Annotated in this window: 15 protein-coding genes; 6 read left to right on the top strand and 9 right to left on the bottom strand. The window is 73.6% G+C overall.

What is annotated here, in order from left to right:
• Positions 1–27: 27 nt before the first annotated feature.
• From ACIPXC_RS31690 to ACIPXC_RS31665, 6 genes are all read right to left on the bottom strand, one after another.
• Positions 28–1,548 carry a CitMHS family transporter gene (locus ACIPXC_RS31690; protein ID WP_401624939.1) on the bottom strand — a complete coding sequence of 507 codons (1,521 nt, stop codon included), beginning with the start codon at positions 1,546–1,548 and terminating at the stop codon, positions 28–30.
• Between the two features lie 73 nt (positions 1,549–1,621).
• A complete protein-coding gene (locus ACIPXC_RS31685) occupies positions 1,622–3,820 on the bottom strand; it encodes a molybdopterin-dependent oxidoreductase (protein WP_401624936.1) in 2,199 nt (732 codons plus the stop codon).
• 444 nt (positions 3,821–4,264) lie between these two features.
• Positions 4,265–4,885 carry a TetR family transcriptional regulator gene (locus ACIPXC_RS31680; RefSeq protein WP_401624933.1) on the bottom strand — a complete coding sequence of 207 codons (621 nt, stop codon included), beginning with the start codon at positions 4,883–4,885 and terminating at the stop codon, positions 4,265–4,267.
• 42 nt (positions 4,886–4,927) lie between these two features.
• Complete coding sequence (locus ACIPXC_RS31675) at positions 4,928–6,232, bottom strand: hypothetical protein (protein WP_401625001.1); 1,305 nt, start codon at positions 6,230–6,232, stop codon at positions 4,928–4,930.
• A 403-nt stretch (positions 6,233–6,635) separates the two neighbouring features.
• Entirely contained in the window at positions 6,636–7,523 is an 888-nt protein-coding gene (locus ACIPXC_RS31670) for a hypothetical protein (protein ID WP_401624930.1), read from the bottom strand.
• A gap of 281 nt (positions 7,524–7,804) precedes the next feature.
• Positions 7,805–9,895 carry a right-handed parallel beta-helix repeat-containing protein gene (locus ACIPXC_RS31665; RefSeq protein ID WP_401624928.1) on the bottom strand — a complete coding sequence of 697 codons (2,091 nt, stop codon included), beginning with the start codon at positions 9,893–9,895 and terminating at the stop codon, positions 7,805–7,807.
• 229 nt (positions 9,896–10,124) lie between these two features.
• On the opposite strand from ACIPXC_RS31665, the gene hmgA reads away from it, so the two are divergent.
• Entirely contained in the window at positions 10,125–11,453 is a 1,329-nt protein-coding gene (gene hmgA, locus ACIPXC_RS31660) for a homogentisate 1,2-dioxygenase (protein ID WP_401624926.1), read from the top strand.
• A 130-nt stretch (positions 11,454–11,583) separates the two neighbouring features.
• Positions 11,584–12,333 (top strand): GntR family transcriptional regulator, encoded by a 750-nt coding sequence (locus ACIPXC_RS31655; protein ID WP_401624923.1) that lies wholly within the window; start codon positions 11,584–11,586, stop codon positions 12,331–12,333.
• A 105-nt stretch (positions 12,334–12,438) separates the two neighbouring features.
• Here the strand turns inward: ACIPXC_RS31655 and ACIPXC_RS31650 are convergent, their stop codons facing one another.
• The gene (locus ACIPXC_RS31650; RefSeq protein ID WP_401624920.1) at positions 12,439–12,600 is read right to left on the bottom strand and encodes a hypothetical protein; all 162 of its coding nucleotides are present in this window, start codon (positions 12,598–12,600) and stop codon (positions 12,439–12,441) included.
• Between the two features lie 148 nt (positions 12,601–12,748).
• Here ACIPXC_RS31650 and ACIPXC_RS31645 point away from each other — a divergent pair, with 148 nt between their 5' ends.
• Together ACIPXC_RS31645 and ACIPXC_RS31640 are read left to right on the top strand one after the other, a co-directional pair.
• Complete coding sequence (locus tag ACIPXC_RS31645; RefSeq protein WP_401624998.1) at positions 12,749–13,873, top strand: type ISP restriction/modification enzyme; 1,125 nt, start codon at positions 12,749–12,751, stop codon at positions 13,871–13,873.
• Between the two features lie 646 nt (positions 13,874–14,519).
• Positions 14,520–15,716 (top strand): CaiB/BaiF CoA transferase family protein, encoded by a 1,197-nt coding sequence (locus ACIPXC_RS31640; RefSeq protein WP_401624996.1) that lies wholly within the window; start codon positions 14,520–14,522, stop codon positions 15,714–15,716.
• Between the two features lie 54 nt (positions 15,717–15,770).
• Here ACIPXC_RS31640 and ACIPXC_RS31635 read toward each other — a convergent pair whose 3' ends face one another.
• Entirely contained in the window at positions 15,771–16,040 is a 270-nt protein-coding gene (locus ACIPXC_RS31635) for a hypothetical protein (protein ID WP_183069355.1), read from the bottom strand.
• 290 nt (positions 16,041–16,330) lie between these two features.
• On the opposite strand from ACIPXC_RS31635, the gene ACIPXC_RS31630 reads away from it, so the two are divergent.
• On the top strand, positions 16,331–18,028 hold the full coding sequence (locus tag ACIPXC_RS31630; RefSeq protein WP_401624917.1) for a protein kinase: 1,698 nt from the start codon (positions 16,331–16,333) through the stop codon (positions 18,026–18,028).
• Here the strand turns inward: ACIPXC_RS31630 and ACIPXC_RS31625 are convergent.
• The gene (locus ACIPXC_RS31625) at positions 17,998–18,801 is read right to left on the bottom strand and encodes an SGNH/GDSL hydrolase family protein (RefSeq protein ID WP_401624993.1); all 804 of its coding nucleotides are present in this window, start codon (positions 18,799–18,801) and stop codon (positions 17,998–18,000) included. The two genes, ACIPXC_RS31630 and ACIPXC_RS31625, sit on opposite strands and share 31 nt — an antisense overlap.
• 205 nt (positions 18,802–19,006) lie before the next feature.
• On the opposite strand from ACIPXC_RS31625, the gene ACIPXC_RS31620 reads away from it, so the two are divergent.
• Positions 19,007–20,101, top strand: a complete 1,095-nt coding sequence (locus ACIPXC_RS31620; RefSeq protein ID WP_401624915.1) for a DUF5925 domain-containing protein — start codon at positions 19,007–19,009, stop codon at positions 20,099–20,101.
• Positions 20,102–20,303 lie beyond the last annotated feature (202 nt).

Here is a 20,303-nt window from a genome sequence, read left to right as displayed (position 1 = left end):
TTTTGGTCGGCCAGGGTGCGGCCGGGGTCAGATGATGCCGAAAAGCATCCCTGCCGCGAGGACGACGAGCGAGGTGAGGGCCGCCCACTTCACGGTGAATCGGGTGTGGTCGCCGAACTCGACCCCGGCCATGCCGACCAGGACGTAGACGGCCGGAACCAACGGGCTCGACATGTGCAGCGCCTGGCCGACGAGGGAGGCGCGGGCGATCTCGAGCGGGGACACGCCGTGGGCGGCGCCGGCCTCCGCCAGGACGGGCAGGACACCGAAGTAGAAGCCGTCGTTGGACATGAAGTAGGTGAGCGGCAGGCTGAGCAGGCCGGTGACGAGTGCCATGTGCGGGCCCATGCCCTCGGGGATGGCTCCGACCAGCCAGTCGGCCATGTGCTTGACCATGCCGGTGCCGGTGAGGACGCCGGTGAAGACTGCGGCGGCGAAGACCATGCCGGCGACGTTGAGGACGTTGTCGGCGTGCGCGGCGAGCCTGGCCTTCTGGTCGGGCATGTGCGGGAAGTTGACGGTGAGCGCGAGGGCCGCGCCGAGCAGGAACAGCACCGGGATGGGCAGCAACTGCGTGATCATCGCAGCGAGGAGGGCGACGGTGAGACCGGCGTTGAACCAGTAGAGGCGGGGGCGCAGGGTGGCCCGGTCGGGGTCGAGGCCCTGGAACCCGTCTTCGTGGGCGGCCCCTGCCGCGGAGCCGGGGGCGGCGGTGGGGGTGGGGGGCGCGGCGGGCGCCGCCCCGGTGGACGCGCCCGAAGCCGCCGAACCTGCGGAACCGCTCCGGGCGGTGCTCCCGGCGGCTGCTGCGACCAGGTCCTCCTCGACGCCCTCGCCCGCCTCCGCTTCCTCGACCCCGTCGGCCTCCTCGACGCCCTCGGCCTCCTCGGCCTCCCCGGCCTCCCCGGGCGCCTTCTGCCCGGGAAGCGCCAGCACTCCGACGCGACGGCGCTCCCTCAGGCCGAGGACGTACGCCAGGGCGAACACGAAGAGCAGGCCGACCGCGAGGGCCGGGATCATCGGGACGAAGATGTCGGCGGCGTCGAGCTTGAGGGCGGTCGCGGCACGGGCCGTGGGACCGCCCCAGGGCAGGGTGTTCATAACGCCGTTGGCCGTGGCCGCGACACCCGTCATGACCACAAGGCTGAGGCCGAGCCGCTTGTAGAGCGGGTACATGGCCGAGACCGTGATCATGAAGGTGGTCGATCCGTCACCGTCGAGCGAGACGATCGCGGCGAGGACGGCCGTGCCCACGACGACGCGCATCGGGTCGGCCTTGCAGAAGCGCAGGATGCCCCGGACGATCGGGTCGAAGAGGCCGACGTCGATCATCAGGCCGAAATAGACGATGGCGAACATCAGCATGGCGGCGGTCGGTGCGAGCTTGCCGACGCCTTCGATGACGTAGTCGCCGAGGTGCGCGCCCTTGCCTGCGAACACGCAGAACAGCGCGGGGATCAGGACGAGCGCCGCGATGGGCGACATTTTCTTCATCATGATCAAAACCAGGAAGGTCGCGATCATGGCGAAGCCGAGGAAGGTCAGCATGGGGGGAAGGTAGGCGCCGCCTCCTTTCGCCAACAAGACGTGGAAGCGTGAGCAATACGAGCAAAACCCCAGCTCAGGGCAGGGGTGTCAGCTCGACGGGGAAGGCGTTGAGCACAGCCGTGCCCGAGAGCCGGTCGAGCCGCGTGCCGTCGAGGAGCTGGTTGACGTTGGCTCCGGGCGCGGCGGACGCCACGCCCAGGCGGGTACCGGTGCGGTCGTGGCCCCAGCCGTGCGGAAGGCTCACCACTCCCGCACGGACGGCGTCGGTGACCTCGACGGGGACCTCCACGCTGCCGCCGTCGGCGGCGACCCTGGCCCGCCCGCCGTCGGTGAGCCCCAGCCGGGCTGCGTCCTGCGGGTGGACGTGCAGGGTGCAGCGGTTGGAACCTCCGGTGAGGGCCGGGACGTTGTGCAACCAGCTGTTGTTGGACCGCAGGTGGCGGCGGCCCACGAGCACCAGGGCGGCGGGACGGTCGGCGAGCGCCGCGCGCAGCCCGGGGAGTTCGGCCGCGATCGGGGCCGGGAGCAGCTCGATCCTTCCGCTGCGGGTCCTCAGTACTTCCGGGAGCCGGGGCCGCAGTGGGCCCAGGTCGATGCCGTGCGGCGTCTTCAGCAGGTCCTCCAGGCCCAGCTCGTACGGCCCGAGGCGCAGCATCATGTCCAGTCGCCGCTCCGGGCCGGTGCGACCGGTCAGCAGGCGCGCCTGCGCGGCCGGGTCGGCACCGTGGAACGGCGAGTGGACGTCGGCGACGGCCCGGGCGAGCGTGTCGTCGACGACCCGTTCGTCGACGGCCTCCGGCGGGGCTCCGTGCAGCCCTGACACGGCGAGGATCAGGCGCGCGTGGATCTCGCACTCGTCCATCCGTCCCTCTTCCAGGGGGACGGCGGGCGGCGAGTAACGGGCCTGGTTGCGTACCGCGAAGGCGTTGAAGGCGAAGTCGAAGTGCGCGCTCTGCGCGGGCGGTGGCGGGGGCAGCACGACATGGGCGTGGCGGGAGGTCTCGTTCAGGTACGGGTCGACCGAGACCATGAAGTCGAGGGCGGCCAGCGCCCGGTCGAGGCGGTCGCCGTCGGGTGCGGAGAGGACGGGATTGGCGGCGATGGCGATCAGGGTCCGGATCCGCCCCTCCCCCGGCGTCTCGATCTCCTCGGCCAGGGCCGCGATGGGCAGTTCGCTCTTCGCTTCGGGGTGGCCGCTGACCCGGCTGTGCCAGCGGCCGACCGCGAACCCCTTGCCGGGACCGGCCGGCCTGGGGGCGCGGTCCGTGGCGGAGAGCGGGAATAGGGCTCCGCCGGGCCGGTCGAGGTTGCCGGTGAGGATGTTCAGTACGTCGACGAGCCAGCTGGCGAGCGTGCCGTGCTCGACGGTGCAGCTGCCGATCCGTCCGTAGACGGCGGCGGTGGGTGCGGCGGCGAGTTCGCGGGCGAGGCCACGTATCTCGTCGGCCATGAGGTCGCAGGCGGGGGCGACGGCCTCAGGAGTGAAACTCCCGAGGGCTGCGGCGAGTTCCCCGAGCCCGTCGAGATGTTCCTCCGGCATCCCGGGAGCGGCGAGTTTCTCGGCGATCAGAGTGTGCGCGAGGGCGGCGAGCAGGAACACGTCGGTGCCGGGACGCGGCGCGAGGTGCCGGTCGGCGAGGGCCGCGGTCCGGGTGCGGCGCGGGTCGACGACGACGAGGGTGCCGCCCCGGGCACGCAGGGCCTTCAGCCGGCCGGGGAAGTCCGGGGCGGTGCAGAGGGAGCCGTTGGACTCGACCGGGTTCGCGCCGAGGAGCAGCAGGAAACCGGTGCGGTCGAGGTCGGGAACCGGGATGGCCAGGGGGTCCCCGAAGAGGAGTCCGCTGGAGACGTGCTTGGGCATCTGGTCGAGCGTGCTGGCGGTGAAGAGGTTGCGGGTGCCGAGGGACTTGACGAGCAGCGGCGGGTAGAGCGCCCCTGCCATGGTGTGCACGTTCGGGTTGCCGAGCACCACGCCGGCGGACTGGGGGCCGTGCTCTCGGACGAGGTCGGGCACGACGGCGGCGATGGCGTCGAAGGCCTCCTCCCAGGTGGCTTCCCGGAGTCGGCCGGCCCGGCGGACGAGCGGGGTGCGCAGGCGGTCGGGATCGGCGTCGATCTGGCCGAAGGCAGCGCCCTTGGGGCAGATGAAGCCGCGGCTGAAGACGTCGTCCCGGTCACCGCGGGCACCCGTGACCGTGGTGCCTTCGATGGTGAGGGTGAGGCCGCAGGTGGCTTCGCACAGGGGGCAGATGCGCAGGGCGGTGCGGGGCATGGGCCCTCCAGGGCTGCAGGCTGCGGCGCGGACACGCGGGGAACCTGAGCATACCGACCGGTAGGCACGGTGGCGAGGGAGTGGACGAGGGCGGTCCGCGGGATGCGCAGCGCGGCAGGAGTGCGCGAGGGCCTGGGACGGGTACGGGCGGGGTCGAACAGGCGCGGCGGGGGCGGCAGAGGCGGCGGGGTCGAACGGGTGCGGTGGGGGTGGCGGGTGGGGTGGGGGTGACGGGGTCGAACGGGTGCGGCAGGAATGGCGGGTGCGGTGGGGGTGGCGGGGGCCGTCGGCTGGGCAGCGGGCACCGGGGGCGGACGGCTTGCTCGGCGGGGGCCAAGGGACGTAACCGCAGCCTCGGCAGCGGGCACCGAAGGGCGGACGCCGGCTCGGCGGGGGCACCGAGAGGCGTGCAGCGACTCGGCAGCGGGCACCGAGGGGGTGACCTCAGTCCAGTACGCGGGCCAGGTAGGCGTGCATCATCGCGCGGGTTTCGGCGACGATGCCGGGATCCCCGGCCGGATCGGTCCGAAAGGCCAGCTGGATCAGCGCGTCGGTGGCCTCGACGGCGACGAGGACCGCCCGCTCCAGGGTGGCGTCGGGGGTCAGGCCCAGGTGGACGGAGAGGAGTTCGGTCAGGCGGGCGGCGACCTGGCGGTTGGGATCGCCCTCGGGGTCCCCGGCCGGCGGCGCGGGCACGCCGAAGTCGACGAGCGCGAAGCCCGGCACACCCCGTTTCATCGCCAGGTACTCGTCCAGCACGGCGTCCACCACCGGTCGCCAGTGGGTGGCGGGGAGGTCGGCGAGGCGGTCCGCGATGCCGTCGACGTACCGGTCCAGGTTGCGGTGGGCGAGGGCGATCGCCATGGCCCGCTTGTTGCCGAAGAAACGGTAGACGGAGCCGATCGGCACGCCGGCCCGCAGGGCGACGGCGCGGGTGGTGAGGTTCTCGTACCCGGTCTCGTCGAGCAGTTCGGCGCAGGCGTCGAGGATCCGGGCGAGCCGGTCGGCGCTGCGCTGCTGGATCGGCGTACGGCGCAGGGAGTGGGCGGGAGGCACGGGGTCCATCATGCCGCTCCTCGGATCCGGGTCCGGCGGGGGCCTCGGTTCTCAGTTCAGCAGGAGACTGAGGCCCCCGATCGTGTAAACGATCATCAGGGTGAGCAGCGGCAGCTGGCCGGCCACCGCTTTCGCGGGCGGGAAGAGACGTACGGAGCGGTCGTGGGCGGCGACGACGCCGAGCACGTGGCCGGCGACGACGGCGATGACCTGGAGGGCCGCGAGGCCGCCGGGACCCAGTGGTGGAGCGGGTTCGAGGGCGTTGTCAGTACCGAGTGCCATGCTTACCGTACGTGGTCCTTCGACTACCAGGAGGGAGAAGTAGTGGGCGATCAGATAGCCGAGGGCGATGGGGACGAGTGAGTGCGCGAAGGCGGTCAGCGGGCCGGGGTGCGGGCCGCTGACCAGGCGGGTGGCTGCGGCGCACAGGCAGTAGAGGGTGGCGACGAGGGCGACGGAGCCGAGTAGTCCGAGCGTGGCCGTGGGGGTGCGGCCCAGGGGGGAGGTCTGAAGGGTGTTGATCCACGAGGGGTTGTCGGAGAAGCCGTCGTAGGCGGTGGAGCCGAGGAGGACACAGACGGTGGCGACGAGTCCGGGCCGCTCGGGCGTCGCGTCGAGTCCGTGGAAGGGGTTGCGCAGGACGAGACGGCCGTCGCTGCGGCGACCGAGAGGGGAGAGGCGGGCGAGCAGGGCGGAGTACGCCTCGAAGGCGTCCCCGTCCGCGAACCAGCTCTCGCCGTAGCGGGCGGCGAGCAGCAGTTGGACGGTGGTGTAGGCGGCGAGTGCGATCAGGAGGGTGGTGGTCGATGCGGAGTCGGGGGATACGAGTTCGAGCCATGTGAAGCCGAGCAGTCCGGCGGCGGCGGGCCACAGCCCCAGCCGGGCGGGAAGGGGGTGGTTGCCGGTACGGGGGCGGTGCAGGGCCCGGGAAAGCAGGCGGTGCAGGGTGCGCAGCGGGTTGAGCAGGCGCCAGACGGGGCCGAGGAGGAGGGAGGCGGGCACGAGTCCGACCCAGAGGAGGACGTAGACGGCGCCGGGAGCGGGGTTGCGCGCGGAGTCGTCGGGACCGAGGAGGAGGTGGAGCAGGACGACGAGCGCGGCGGCGAGTCCCAGCCCGCGCAGGGTGGTTCGGGTGGCCGGCGCGTCGGCCACCTGCCGGAGGGCGGCGGGCAGGGCGAGGCCCGCGTCCTCTCCGCGGAAGCGGGAGGTGGACCAGAGCAGGCCGAGTGCGAGGAAGGAGACGAACAACGCGGCGAAGGCTCCGGCGAACGCGTAGAAGGGAGAGATCGGCAGATCGTGCTGGGAGCCGATTCCGTGCGCGAGGGAGGTGAACGGTTCGGCCGGGTGAACGACCACGCCCTGGCCGTTGCCGCCACCGTCGGCGACCGGGAGGGCTCCGGGCGCGATCGGGTACAGGCTCACCACCGGGCCGCCGTGCTCGGCGTGCCGCCACCGGCGGATCGACCGTACGTCCCGGGCGTGGGCCCGCGCCGGGGCAGCCGGGCGGGCCCGCCGACGGGGTACGCGGACGCCGGTACGGTCCGCTGCCCGGCCCCGGGCGGCGGACCGGGCTCGCCCCACCGGTACCCGCCCACCCGGTATCCACCCCACCTGTGCCCGCACCGGCCGGACGCGGGCATGGGGTGGGGGGTGGGTGCTGCGCCTCGGCCCGGCATCCGGGCCGGTACCGGCAGCTGCGGCGGCTGCGGCAGGACCGGCGTCGGGAGGCGTCGGAGGTCGGGGTCGGCGTCGGGTGCGGTCATCGGACGAGGAGTTGGGTCAGGACGAGGCTGGACTCGTGGGTCTCGACCTCGAAGAGGCCGGTGCGGTCGGCCGTCAGGATCAGGGTGGCCTCCTGACCTGCCGGCAGGGCGAGTTCCTTGTCGTAGCCGTGGACGTGCAGGGTGTCCGCGCGATCGCTGGTGACGCGCAGGGCGACGCGTTCGCCGCGCCGCAGCTCGGTGCGGGCCGGGGCGGGACTGACCTTGCCGTCCCGGACGGTGATGGTGACCGTCCGGTCCGCGTGCGCCAGCGCCTGGTCCGGCGGCTGCGGCTGCGGCTGCGGCTGCGGCTGCGGCGACTGCGCCGGGGTTCCGCCGTGGCTGTGGCCGCCGGACGCCCCCGGGGCGGGGGCGGTGAGCTGCGCCGTTCCCTCGACGGGTTCTCCGGAGACCGCCCAGGCGGTGTGGTCGTCCGCGTAGAGGCGGACGGTCAGGGTGTGCGCGCCGTCCGGGACCTGCGCCGCCGGCAGGTGGAACCAGGGGCCGTACAGCCTGGCGATCTTGCGTCCGTCGAGTTCCAGGTGGGCGTGGCCGGCGCCCGGGAGGGCGGCGCCGCCGGTGCTGTCGGGTGTGAAGCGGAAGTTCTTCACGCTCAGCTGGAGGTTCCAGCCGTCCTCGGAGTCCGGGCGGAGGGACAGTTGGACCTCCGGGGCACCCTGGGACGGTACCTCGCGGAGCTTGTGGCCGGCCGCGTCACCCGTGGTGAGCAGGGTGCCGACGCTGCCGGAGGCCTGCTCGTGGCTGGTGCCGGGCTTGTGGTGGGTGGTGGCCCGCCCGCCGCAGCCCGTCGCCGCGCCGCCCGCGAGGAGCAGGGCGAGGGCGAGCAGGGTCGCGGTGCGGGCGGTCCGGCGGTGCCCGCCGGCCACGGTGGGCGGCGGATCGCAGGCGTCGTTCCGGATCCGGCCGTCGGGCCCGGCAGACCAGGCGTCGGGTCGGCTGGGCCGGGCGTCAGGCCCGGCAGGCCGGGCGTCGGGCCCAGCAGACCGGGTGGGCCGGGCCTCGGGTCGGGCGGGCCGGGCGTCAGGCCGGGCAGGCCGGGCGTCGGGCCCAGCAGACCGGGTGGGCCGGGCCTCGGGTCGGGCGGGCCGGGCGTCAGGGCGGGCGGGGCGGGCGTCGGGTCGGCTGGGCCGGGCATCGGGCCGGGGGGTCATGCCTGGCCTCCCGTCGCCCCGGAGGCCGGGGCCGGGGCTTGCCGGGTGGCTTCGGGGGCGGCGTCGGCCGGGGCGGTGCCCGGCCGGGCGGAGGCAACGACCGCCCACAGGACCCAGACCACGGCCACCAGGGCCCGCAGCCAGGCGGGACTCAGCGGGGTCCACGGAATCATCAGGACCGCCTTGTCGAAGGCGTCCAGCAGGGTGAGCCCGGCCAGCAGCAGGGTCAGGCGCGCCAACCAGGGGCGGGTGGGGCGCAGCGCCAGACCGGCTCCCGTCCACCACAGGCCGAGCAGGAGGAGGGCGAGGGCCGGGACGAACGTGGCGTTCAGTGCCATGGTGGAGCCGGCCACGTCGAGGGCCAGGCCGGCCAGGCCCAGCAGTGAGGCCGCCGTGCCCAGGCGGGAGCCGCGCAGGCGGCGCCACCAGAGCACCCCGCCCACCAGCAGCAGCACCGCGGCGACGGCCAGGGCGAGCTGGGTCTCCACCCGCTCCAGTCCGCGCGCGCCGTACCAGTCGCAGCCCGCCGGGAGTTTGCGCGCCTGGACGTTGTAGTCCGCGCACACGAGGAGCTGGACCAGCTTGACCGGCTCGCCGACCAGGCGGGCCGAGGCACCGGAGACGTCACCCCGTCGCTCGCCGCACTGCGGGACCGTGCCGGGGCTGGAGCCGTCGGGGCCCTGCTGCCAGCAGTTGCCGCTGCCCTGGCCGTCCCACCAGACGTCCATGCCGTTGGGGCGGGAGGCGCCGGACTTGTCCTTGCCGAGGACGTTGCCGGCGTAGCGGTTGTGGTGGGAGGTGTCGGTCTGCTTCGACCAGGCCTCCTCACCGCGGATGAAGGCGGGGACGGCGCTGAGGAAGAAGCCCGCCCGCTGGTGCCCGTAGACCCAGTTGCCCTCGTACAGGTTCCAGTTGCCGCCCGCGGTGATGATGCCGGTGCCCGGCGGCATGGAGATCTGGGGGCAGACGACACCGTGCTCGTAGCCGCGCTCGATCGGGGGCTTGGCGCAGGTCCCGTCGGCGACGTGGCGGTAGTAGTCCTGGTTGTTGTCGTGGATGAGGTTCCGCTCGAACTTGGCGTGGTTCTGCGGGAGTCCGGGGTGGCCGGGGAAGGCGCTGTCCATCGAGGCGCCGCCCATGTTCTGGTCGAACTCGTTGTCGTGCACCCACACCGAGTCGCCCGCGGTGCCGGAGTAGCCGACCATGTTGTGGTGGCTGCGGCAGCCGGTGATCTCGATGGAGTAGCGGGGGACCTCGTAGCCGCGGCCGTCGTTGATGTTGGAGGCACTGCCGGGGTAGATGCCGGAGTCGCCGTTGCCGTAGGACTCGCAGTTCTTGTAGAGCCCGTGGTCGCTGGCGAAGGTCAGGAAGCCGTACTCGTCGTTCCAGCGGGTCAGCACGTCGTCGATGACGAAGCCGTCGGCGGCGAGCACGTACAGCGAGTTGAAGGTGGTGCGCTGGGCGGTGAAGTTACGGAAGTAGACGCCGTCGGACTTGTCGGCGCGGATGGCGTTCAGCTTCTGGTACTTGGCGTCGATCACCACGTCGAGCCGTGACGCGCCGGTGCCCTCGATCTGCAGGTTCTTCTTGCCGAGGATGGCGACGAGGTTCTGGTTGTGCCGACACCGCACCTGCTGCTCGTAGGACAGGATCTGGTAGCCGAGTGCGGAGTCGGGCGCCTTGAGCGCGGCGCACTCCCCCGTCGGCTTGGGCAGCGAGGGCTCCTCCTCGTAGAGGCCGGGCAGGATCGCGATGTTCATCCCGGGCCGGTCCACGGCGTCGACGGCTTCCTGGAGGTGCCGGTATCCGCTCGCCTCGCACCGCTCGTACAGGGCGAGGTTGCGGGCCTTGAGCTCCTCGGGGAAGGCGGATATCCGGCGTTCGAAGGCCGGCCGGTCAGCCTTGCAGACGATGAGGTCGGGGTCGGTTCTGCGGTACTCCGGGACGGAGCCGGAGCCGTCCGGGAAGGTGACCGGGCGCTCTTCGTGCGCGCGGGCGGCGGGCGCGGCGGCGAAGAGGGACAGGAGCGCGAGAAGGGCGGCGAGGAGCGCCGCCGGCACGGCAGGAAACCTGCGGGTCCACGACATGCGCGTGAGAGTAGAGCAATGTTCATCTTTTGTGATCCCCCCGGGAGTGAATCCGCGGGCCTTCCTCCCGGATCCTGCCGTTTACTGCCGTTTCCTCCCTCCCCGCCCCCGGCCTCACGACGGACGCCGCCGGGACGCCACCCGGGACGCCGCCAGGACGCCGTTGACGCACGGGCCGCGGAATCCTACTGTCGACCATAGGATTCCTTCGACGGAGTGGGAGCAGCACATGAGCGAGCAGGCGGGCAGCGAGCGGGCCAGGAAGACGGCCGAGGCACTGGAGTACCTCACCGGCTTCGGCAACGAACACAGCTCCGAGGCCGTCCCCGGCGCACTGCCGCTCGGCCGGAACTCGCCCCAGCGCGCCCCTCTCGGCCTCTACGCCGAGCAGCTCAGCGGCAGCGCCTTCACCGAGCCCCGCAGCCACAACCGCCGCTCCTGGCTCTACCGGATCCGCCCCTCGGCCGCCCACCCGCCCTTCACCCGGATCGACAGCGGGGCCCTGCGCACCGCCCCCTTCACCGAGGCACCCGCGGACCCGAACCGGCTGCGCTGGAACCCGCTGCCCGACCCGGCCCCCGGAACGGACTTCCTGGCCGGCCTGTGGACCCTCGGCGGCAACGGCGACGCGACCCAGCGCACCGGCATGGCCGTCCACCTCTACGCCGCCAACGCGTCCATGACGGACCGGGTGTTCAGCGACTCCGACGGCGAGCTGCTGATCGTCCCCGAGCGCGGCGGCCTGCTCCTGCGCACCGAGCTGGGCCTGCTCGCCGCCCGTCCGGGCGAGGTGGCGCTCATCCCGCGCGGCGTCCGCTTCCGCGTCGAGCTGCTGGACGCCGACGCCCGCGGCTACGTCTGCGAGAACTACGGCCAGCCCTTCGTCCTGCCGGACCTCGGCCCGATCGGCGCCAACGGCCTGGCCGCCGCCCGCGACTTCCGGGCCCCGGTGGCCGCGTACGAGGACGTCGAGCGTCCCACCGAGGTGATCAACAAGTTCTGCGGCAACCTCTGGTCGGCCACCTACGGCCACTCCCCGCTCGACGTGGTCGCCTGGTACGGCACGCACGTCCCGTACGTCTACGACCTGCGCCGGTTCAACGTCCTGGGCACGATCAGCTACGACCACCCGGACCCGTCGATCTTCACCGTCCTGACCTCGCCCTCGGACACTCCGGGCCTGGCGGGCGTGGACTTCGTGGTCTTCGCACCCCGCTGGCTGGTCGGCGAGGACACCTTCCGCCCGCCGTACTTCCACCGCAACGTGATGAGCGAGTACATGGGCCTGATCGAGGGCGCCTACGATGCCAAGGCGGAGGGCTTCGTCCCCGGCGGCGGCTCGCTCCACAACATGATGTCCGCGCACGGCCCCGACCACGAGACCTTCGACAGGGCCAGCGCCGCCGACCTGAAGCCGCAGAAGATCGACGACGGTCTGGCCTTCATGTTCGAAACCCGCTGGCCGATCACCGCCACCGCCCAGGCAGCCGGCGCGGACCACCTCCAGCGCGGTTACGACGACGTGTGGCAGGGTCTGCAGCGCCACTTCCGCGCCTGACCCGCACTGCATACCCTGCATGCGCCCGCCCCGCGTGCGCATGCAGGTCAGCACCGTCAGCCGCCGCGAGCAGCAAACCGTAAGCCTCAAGCCGTCAGCCGTCGCCCGTCAGCCGTTCGGAGATCCACCCGTGACCGCCTTCGCCCCCGACTCGCTGGTCCTGAACCGGAAGCTGCCGCTCTGGTACCAGGTCTCGCAGTCGCTCCGCGCCTCGATACTGGGGCGCACCCCGGACGCGTCGCTGCGCCTGCCCACCGAGGAGCAGCTGGCCGAGCACTACGGGGTGAGCGTGCTGACCATGCGGCAGGCGCTCAAGGAGCTGGAGGGCGAGGGACTGATCAGCCGGCACCGGCGGCGCGGCACCTTCATCGAGCCGGGTGCGCTGCGCAGCACCCCGGTCCGGCTGCTGGGTTCGGTCGACGCGATCGTGGCCCAGCAGTCGGGCGAGCGCACCACCGTCCTCGGGCACGCGCGCACGGCCGTGGCCGGGGAGCTGCTGGACCACTTCCCGGACACGCCCGAGGTGGTCACGTACCGGCGTCTGCGGCGCGACCGCGAGAGCGGCGAGCCGACCAACTGGGCGGAGAACGCGGTCCTGCCGGAGTTCGCCGAGGCCGTCGACGTCGTCGATCTGGAGCGCTGGCCGATGACGAAGGTGCTGCGGGACGTCGTGGGGGTGCGCATCAGCCGGATCACGGACACCGTGGAGGCCCGGCTCGCGGACCCGGAGACCGCCGAACTGCTCCAGGTCCCGCTGCTCAGCCCGATCCTGCACTACACGGGCGTGACCTACGACGAGGACGGCCGGGTGGTGGACGTCGCACGGATCCGCTACCGGGGCGACCGGTTCTCCTTCACGGTGACGGTCGACGCCCACTGACAGGGACGGAGGGACCGACGGACGGACCCACGGGCGGACCCTCGGACGGACTGACGGGCGGACCGACCGACCGGCGCCGCCGCAGCCGCGCAGGCGCGGACGTCGTCACTGCTTGTCGTCGTCGGCGGTGCGCTCGCCCTCCGCCTGGGACGGCGTGGTCCGCATCGTCTGGGGGTGGCGCTCCTTGCGCTGCGCCTCGTCCATGTCCTCGTCGAGGCGTTCGCCCTCGGCCTGCGACGGAGTCGAGTATTCGTCGTACTGGCTCATGACCGCCTCCTCGGTCGATACCGAACGTATGCATACATAAGGAGCGTAGCTCTTCGGCCTGGACACAGCCCGGCCATCGGAGCCCGTCGCTACCATCGGCGGCGTGAGCGCTGACACACCGCAGCCGGACCCGCTGCTGGACGATCTGATGCCCTGGGCCGTGGGCGGCCTGCGCCTGGGCCGGGACTGGGTGGCCGCGCCCGATCCGGCGGCCCTGCGCACCCGCTGGGCGGCCCTGGCGGGCGCCGAAGGGGCCGAGCGGGACCGGCTGTTCCGCCCGAGCCGCAGCCGCACGCCCACCGCTTCGGCGGCCGCCCTGCCGGGGCAGCGCTCGGCGGCGACGGCCCGTTTCGCCGACGCTCCCGGCCCGTGCCCCGACCCCGTACGGGTGCTGCGCGAGCCCTTCGACGAGCAGTGGCTCCTGCCCGACCAGCGGCTCATCGACACCGCCCGCCCCGAGCTCTGGCGGGTCCTCGACGAGCACCAGCTGTTCCTCGTCGAGACGCCGGAGCCGCTGGTCACCGCGCACCTGCCGGCGGGCCGGCTCGGCCGGATCCGCCCCCTGCACCGGCGTCCGGGCGGCGCCGAGCCGAACCTCGCCCCCGGCCTGCTGCCGCTGCTGGGCGAGCGCCACGGCGGCTGGGTGGCCCCCGAGGACGTCCTGTGCTGGATCATGGCGGCCGGCCGGCCCGGTCCGCGCGGGTACGAGGTGCCGCTCGCCACCGACCCGGGACGCTGGCGGGCCGGGCTGGAGCTCGGCCACCGGCTGCTCACCGTGCAACTGCGCGGGGCGCGCGGCGGCGAGGCGCCGCGACTGCCCGGCGGGCGCCGCCCGTACGTGCGCTCCGCGGTCGGGGGATGGCCGCAGGGGCTCGCGTACGACGCGGAGAGCGAGACGCTGGCGCTGGGGAGCGGGACGGTCTCGCCCGTGCCGGCCGGGGCGTGGGAGTACGAGGTGCAGGGTGTGCGCGTACTGGAGAGCTGGTTCGCCGCGCGCACGGCGCACCGCGGGCCGGAGGCCGACGGTCTGGCGGCGCTGGGCCCCGCCGAGTGGCCGCAGAGCTGGACCTCGGAGCTGCTCGCTCTGGTGACGACGCTGGCGCTGCTGGCCGAACTGGCGCCTGAGCGGGCCGCGTTCGACCCCGGCCCGGGCCTGTCGGCAGCGGAGCTGCGGGCGGCGGGGGTGCTGCCGCCGCCACCCTGGAGCCGCCGACCGGCCTCGGTACTGGACCACCAGGAGGAGGGCCCGGGCGGCCAGTTCGCGCTGCTGTGACCGGCCGCCGGCAAGGTCGCGCCGGGGCTGCGTCCGATGCGGCGCGCCGGACCGCGCCGGGCCGGGGCGCTCGCCGGGCGCGCCCGGCGGCCACGCGTCGAGGCACCGTGCCGCGCGCCGAGGCCCCGCCGGTCTGCGGCACACCGCACCGACCCGCGGGTCCGCACCGACGCCCCGACGCCCCGGGCCACCGGGCCACCGGGCCACCGGGCCACCGGGCTGCCGGGCCGCCGCAGCATCGGGCCACCGGACCGCCGCACCGCCGGGCCACCGCAGCACCGGGCCACCGGACCACCGCGCCGCCGGGCCGCCGCCCGCAACGGGCCCGGCCGACGGACCTCACCCGGGGCCCGGCCGCTACACCCCCAGGCCCCCAGGAGGCGGGTCACCGAGCGGTCGAAGACCGCGGCCATGTCCAGGCCCGCCCCGGGGACCGGGCCGGTGCCCGGGACGGGCGCAGGGACGGGCGGACGGGCGGACGGGCGGGTGGGCGGGCGGGAACGGGGACGGGCCGGAGACGGGTGACGGAGGGGGATGGACAGGGACGGACGGGCGGGCGGATCACGGCGGTCAACACCGGCCGAATCACCCGGGAGTGGTGACAGACACCCTCCCGAACAGGTAGGCAGGGCCCATGACCAGCCCCATGACCACCGAACCGCTGCCCCTGGAGGGCATCACCGTCGTCGCCGTCGAGCAGGCCGTCTCGGCCCCCTTCGCCACCCGCCAGCTCGCCGACCTCGGCGCCAGGGTGATCAAGGTGGAGCGTCCCGACGGCGGCGACTTCGCCCGTGGCTACGACACCGCCGCACACGGTCTCGCCTCGCACTTCGTGTGGGCCAACCGGGGCAAGGAGTCGATCGCGCTCGACCTGAAGGACCCGCGCGGCCGTGACGTGCTGCACGGCCTGCTGGCCGACGCGGACGTCTTCGTGCAGAACCTCGCCCAGGGAGCCGCCGCCCGCCTCGGGCTCGACTCGGCCGCACTGTGCGCCCGCCACCCGCGGCTGGTCGCCGTGGACGTGTCCGGCTACGGCGCGGAGGGCCCGTACGCCCACAAGCGCGCCTACGACATGCTCGTGCAGTGCGAGGCGGGCCTGGTGTCGGTGACCGGCACCCCGGAACAGCCCGTCAAGGCGGGAATCCCGGCGGCCGACATCGCGGCGGCCATGTACGCCTTCTCCGGGGTGCTGGCCGCGCTGCTGCGGCGCGGGGTCACCGGGCGCGGCGGACGGGTGGAGGTGTCCATGCTGGACGCGCTCGCCGAATGGATGGGGCACCCGCTGCACCACACCATGCACGGCGGGGAGCAGCCGGTGCGCACCGGGCTCGCGCACGCCGTGATCGCCCCCTACGACGCCTATCCGACGGCGGACGGGGACCGGGTGCTGCTGTCGGTGCAGAACGACCGCGAGTGGCGGCGTCTCGCCCGACTGGTCCTGGAGCGACCCGAGTTGGCGGAGGATCCGGCGTACGCGACGAACACGGCGCGCACCGGGAACCGGGAGAAGACCGACGCGGCCGTGGCGGAGGCACTGGGCCGGCTGGGCGCGGACGAGGCGATCGGGCGGCTGGAGGCGGCGGGCATCGCCTGCGCGCGGCTGAACTCCGTCGCCCAACTGGCCGGGCATCCGCAGCTCGCGGCCCGGGACCGGTGGCGGGAGGTGGGTTCGCCGGTCGGTCCGCTGCGGGCGCTGCTGCCGCCGATCGGGCTGCCGGGCGGCGCGGCACCGCACATGGGTGCGGTGCCCGCGCTGGGTGAGCACACCGATGACCTCCTGCGCGCCCTGGGGATGGCGGGCGCACAGATCTCGGAACTGCGCCGGGACGGTGTGATCGCGTAGGGCCGGGTGGCTGGACGCCGCCGGAAGGGCGAACGGCCTTGGGGGCGGAGTCTGTTACGAGCGGCGGCTGCCGAAGAGCGAACGACGCAGACGGCGCAGCGGCGCGAAGAGCGAAACGCGCGCACTCCGGCTCCGCAGACGGTGCGTATGGTCGCGGGAGGTGAGCTCGCGCATCAGCAGGGTCGCCTCCGCGGCCTCCCGGTGCGGGACGGCGGGCCCGCCCAGCACGGCGAGATGGCGGTCGAGGCGCGAGCTGGTCGCACTGCTGCCGCAGGTGATGGCAGGCACGCGAGGCGGCCTGCTGCGCATTGCTATCTGTTCCATGATCTCTCCCCACCCGTACGAGGGCACCCGGCCCGGGCAGGTTAACCCTATCGTCCCCGCATCGCGCGCGGGTATCCCGGTGGTGTGAATTGCCCCTGCGACGACGGGGAGTTGACGATTACTCAGCGGAGTTGCCCGTTACTCTCCGCACAGAACGCGGTGTGGACATCACGCTCCGGAAGACCTCTGCGCGAGTCCCGTCACGACTGGGGTCACTCGGCGCACACTGCGCTAACTTGGAGTGACCGGTCGATGACACATGGGCGCACAGAAGCATTCGGGGGGCTCGCGTGAGTGAGGAATACAACTCCGATCGTGTCGTCTCGGGCCGCTATCGGCTGCTGGAGCAGATCGGTCGCGGCGGGATGGGTGTGGTGTGGCGGGCCCGCGACGAGGTGCTGGCCCGCGACGTCGCCGTCAAGGAGGTACGCGCACCGGCCGGGCTGGACACCGCCGAACTGGAGCGCATGTACCGGAGGCTGGAGCGCGAGGCCTGGGCCGCCGCGAGGGTCTCGCACCGCGGGGTGGTCACGGTCTACGACGTGGCTTCCGAGGACGGCCGGCCCTGGATCGTGATGGAGCTGGTGCGCGGGCTCTCGCTGGCCGACGTGCTGGAGGCGGAGGGGCCGATGACCCCGCAGCGCGCCGCGCACATCGGCGGACAGGTCCTGGCGGCGCTGCGCTGCGCGCACGAGTCGGGGGTGCTGCACCGGGACGTGAAGCCGGCCAACGTACTGATCGCCAACGACGGCCGGGTGGTGCTCAGCGACTTCGGCATCGCGCGCCTGGAGGGCTCCTCCGCCATCACCATGACCGGAGAGGTGGTGGGCTCCCCAGAATTCCTGGCACCGGAAAGGGCGTTGGGAAACGACCCCGGCCCCGGATCGGACCTGTGGTCGCTCGGTGTCATGCTCTACGCCTGCGTCGAGGGGGTCTCTCCGTTCCGCCGGGCCACTGCGCTGGACACACTGCGGGCCGTGGTGGACGAGGAGCCTCCCCCGGCGCGCCGGGCCGGACCGCTGGAGCCCGTACTGGCGGGGCTGCTCCGCAAGGACCCGGCCGAGCGGCTGGACGCGGCGGAGGCGGACCCGATGCTCCGGGTGGTGGGCGCGGGCGGGGCCGTACGGGCATCCGGCGGGCCGGCGTCGGGGCCGGGCGCCCCGCTGTCCACGGCCCGCCACGGGCATGAGCCGCGGGGCGGCGCGGGACCGTACGGACCGGCCGCGCCCCGGACTCCCGCCCTCGGACAGCCGCCGGTGCCGGCGGCCGGGCCCGGGGCGCGCCGGGGCGCGGCCGGGCCGGTGCTCGCCGTCGGGATCGTCCTGCTGCTGCTCGCCCTGGCCGCGTTGGGCTGGATCCTGCTCAGGGACCTCGGGGACCTCGGGGACGAGGGCGGTCACGCCGGGAACCGGGGCGCGCCCACGAAACCGGTGACCACCGCTCCGGCCGCCACCACCGCTCCCGCGGACACCGCTCCGGCGTCCGCGCCCGCGTCCCCCTCGGCCTCCGCGGGGCAGCACGTCTCGGTGTACGTCGACGCGGTGCGCACCACGTATACCGGGAGCTGTCCGCCGCCCACCGGGCACGCGCCCGCCTTCAGCGCGACCGTCGAGGTGGAGCGCGTCCCGGTGGTGCTGGAGTACCGCTGGGCCACGCGGAGCGGGCGGTCCTCCGGGCCCGGCTGGCAGTCCGTCACGTACGAGGCCGCAGGGCCCAGGAGCCGGCGGCTGGAGCACGACGAGCTGACGCACGACCCGGGGGCGCTCTTCGAGGACGCCGTCCGGCTGGAGGTGCGGGGACCGGCGGAGGTCGCCACCGCATGGGTGGCGACCTCCGTGACGTGCGAGGAGGCGACCCCGACGGGCGGGGCCGCCTCCCCCGGTACGAGCCCCTCCCCGGCATCGCCGACGGCGAGTCCCGGGACGACCCCGGACGCCGGGGAGTCCGGGGTCGCGGATCAGGCCGCGCCGGTGAGGACGGGCAGGTAGCCGCCGGACTGTCCGGCGGCGGTCGGGTGGTAGGACTCGGCGATGTTCAGCCAGTTGACGCTGTGCAGCCACGGGCTGCCGGAGCAGATCTCGTGGCCCGTGAACGTGCCGACGACCGAAGCGAAGGTGAAGCCGTGGTCCGCGGCGCGTTTGGCGATGGCGGCGTTGAGGTGGTCGGCGGCGCCGTTGATGGCGGCGCGCTCGCCCTCGGTCAGGCCGGTGGTGCAGGTGCCGTTCAGCTTGTAGAAGCGGGGATAGCCGAGGACGACCACGCGGGCGGCGGGTGCCCGGCTGTCGATGGCGTTGTAGACCTGGTCGAGCTGGGCGGGGAGGGTGGAGTCCACGTAGGCCTTGGCCCGGTTCACTCGGCTGACGCAGGTGGACTCGGACTGGAGCACACAGGTCGTCATGACGTCGGAGAATCCGGCGTCGTTGCCGCCGATGGTGATGCTGACCAGGTCGGTCCCGGAGTTGAGGGGGCCGAGCTGGCCCGAGAGCACATCACCCGTACGGGCACCGGAGCAGGCGGTGAAGGCGAAGGTCTGCGGGGAGTGGGCCGCGGCCCAGAGGGCGGGGTAGGCGCGGCTGGTGCGCTTGCAGTTGCCGCTCGCACCGTCGTAGTTGCCGGCGCCGAGGCCGGAGGAGTACGAGTCGCCGAGGGCGACGTAGCCGAAGTCCGCCTGGGCGGCGGCGGCCTGGCCGGCGCCGAACAGTGCGGCGCCGGCAGCGAGGAGGAGGGAGGAGGTCAGGGCAGCGAAGCGCGACATTCTCATGCTCATGTATGCGGCTCCTTGTGGGGGTTACTCCTGAGTCCGTGGTACAAGCAGCCGGGGGTTGCCGGAAGTGTCCATGCCAAGAATGTTCGGAGCAGAGTCGCGGCCCGAATCTTCACCCGCCCTGCGTTTGAAGGGGGAACTCGGCACCCGATCCGGCGAAACACGGGTGCACGACCGCACCTCGTGCCGGATCATGGACGCCATGCCAGCCAACCCTCATGACGCGCTGCCGATCCGGCTCAACGTCGACGACAGCGACTCGCCGTCGGACGTCGTCGACGCGCTGTTCCTCGGCCGGTTCGCCTCGGGAGAGCAGCCCTACTCGCGCAGCGTGTCGATCGAGCGGGTCAAGGCGGAGGCGACGCTCCTGCCGCCGGAGGCCACGGTGTTGCGCTCGGCACGCGACAGCGACCGCAGCGCCACCCTCGCCGAGGGCGAGGGCTGGACCATGCTCGTCTCCCGGTGGAGCCGGGGCGCGGACGTCACCGTGACGGCGGTCAGCGACGAACTCGCCGCCGGCGTGCTCGGCGAGGCCACCGACGGGGTGCAGGACGAGCCGGAACCGCAGCCGGAGAACGTCACGATGGGCTTCTGGTACGTCTCCCCGCGCCGCGGCCCGTACCGCACGACCCGCCAGATCGCGGCCGGTACCTGGGCGGAGGTACGGCCCAACTACACCGCGCCGGTCGCCGGGGCGATGGACCGGCTGATGAAGGTGACCCCGGACGACATCGCGGGCAGGCTGCTCCTGCTGCACGGCCCGCCGGGCACCGGCAAGACCTCGGCCCTGCGCACCCTGGCCCGGTCGTGGCGGGACTGGTGCCAGGTGGACTGCGTCCTGGACCCGGAGCGGCTGTTCAACGACGTCGGCTACCTCATGGACATCGCGATCGGCGAGGACGAGGGCACGGCGAAGGGCCGCTGGCGGCTCCTGCTGCTGGAGGACTGCGACGAGCTGATCCGCGGCGAGGCCCGGCACACGGCCGGCCAGGCACTGTCACGGCTGCTGAACCTGACGGACGGTCTGCTGGGGCAGGGCCGCAACGTCCTGGTGGGCGTGACGACCAACGAGGACCTGGAACGGCTCCACCCCGCGGTGGTCCGCCCCGGACGCTGCCTCGCCCGTATCGAGGTCGGCCGGCTGACCCACCGTGAGGCGGTGGACTGGCTGGGCAGCGAGGAGGGCGTCTCCCGTGAGGGCGCCACCCTGGCGGAACTCTTCGCCCTCCGCCGCGGCACGGGCCCTGCGGCGGTCCTGCCGCCGCAGCCGCACTCAGAGGCCGGTCTCTACCTCTAGCCTCCGGCGGCGGACGGACGCAGACCGAGGTCCGGCCCCACCCGTGCTCAAGGCACGAGGCGCGGCCCGGCCCACCGGCGGCGAACGGACGCAGACCGAGGTGCAGCCCCACCCGTGCTCAAGGCACGAGGCGCGGCCCGGCCCACCGGCGGCGAACGGACGCAGACCGAGGTGCAGCCCCACCCGTGCTCAAGGCACGAGG

This window comes from Streptomyces sp. NPDC090021 (assembly GCF_044748225.1).
Classification (GTDB): domain Bacteria; phylum Actinomycetota; class Actinomycetes; order Streptomycetales; family Streptomycetaceae; genus Streptomyces.
The sequence above is the reverse complement of the archived record's forward strand: the minus strand, read 5'-3'. Positions and strand labels throughout refer to the sequence as shown.

Excerpts from the sequence above, each read along its gene's own strand:
- ACIPXC_RS31690 (WP_401624939.1), bottom strand. The coding sequence starts at position 1,548 with ATGCTGACCTTCCTCGGCTTCGCCATGATCGCGACCTTCCTGGTTTTG.
- ACIPXC_RS31685 (WP_401624936.1), bottom strand. The coding sequence starts at position 3,820 with ATGCCCCGCACCGCCCTGCGCATCTGCCCCCTGTGCGAAGCCACCTGC.
- ACIPXC_RS31680 (WP_401624933.1), bottom strand. The coding sequence starts at position 4,885 with ATGGACCCCGTGCCTCCCGCCCACTCCCTGCGCCGTACGCCGATCCAG.
- ACIPXC_RS31665 (WP_401624928.1), bottom strand. The coding sequence starts at position 9,895 with ATGTCGTGGACCCGCAGGTTTCCTGCCGTGCCGGCGGCGCTCCTCGCC.
- hmgA (WP_401624926.1), top strand. The coding sequence starts at position 10,125 with ATGAGCGAGCAGGCGGGCAGCGAGCGGGCCAGGAAGACGGCCGAGGCA.
- ACIPXC_RS31650 (WP_401624920.1), bottom strand. The coding sequence starts at position 12,600 with ATGAGCCAGTACGACGAATACTCGACTCCGTCGCAGGCCGAGGGCGAA.
- ACIPXC_RS31645 (WP_401624998.1), top strand. The coding sequence starts at position 12,749 with ATGCCCTGGGCCGTGGGCGGCCTGCGCCTGGGCCGGGACTGGGTGGCC.
- ACIPXC_RS31640 (WP_401624996.1), top strand. The coding sequence starts at position 14,520 with ATGACCACCGAACCGCTGCCCCTGGAGGGCATCACCGTCGTCGCCGTC.
- ACIPXC_RS31635 (WP_183069355.1), bottom strand. The coding sequence starts at position 16,040 with ATGGAACAGATAGCAATGCGCAGCAGGCCGCCTCGCGTGCCTGCCATC.
- ACIPXC_RS31625 (WP_401624993.1), bottom strand. The coding sequence starts at position 18,801 with ATGAGAATGTCGCGCTTCGCTGCCCTGACCTCCTCCCTCCTCCTCGCT.
- ACIPXC_RS31620 (WP_401624915.1), top strand. The coding sequence starts at position 19,007 with ATGCCAGCCAACCCTCATGACGCGCTGCCGATCCGGCTCAACGTCGAC.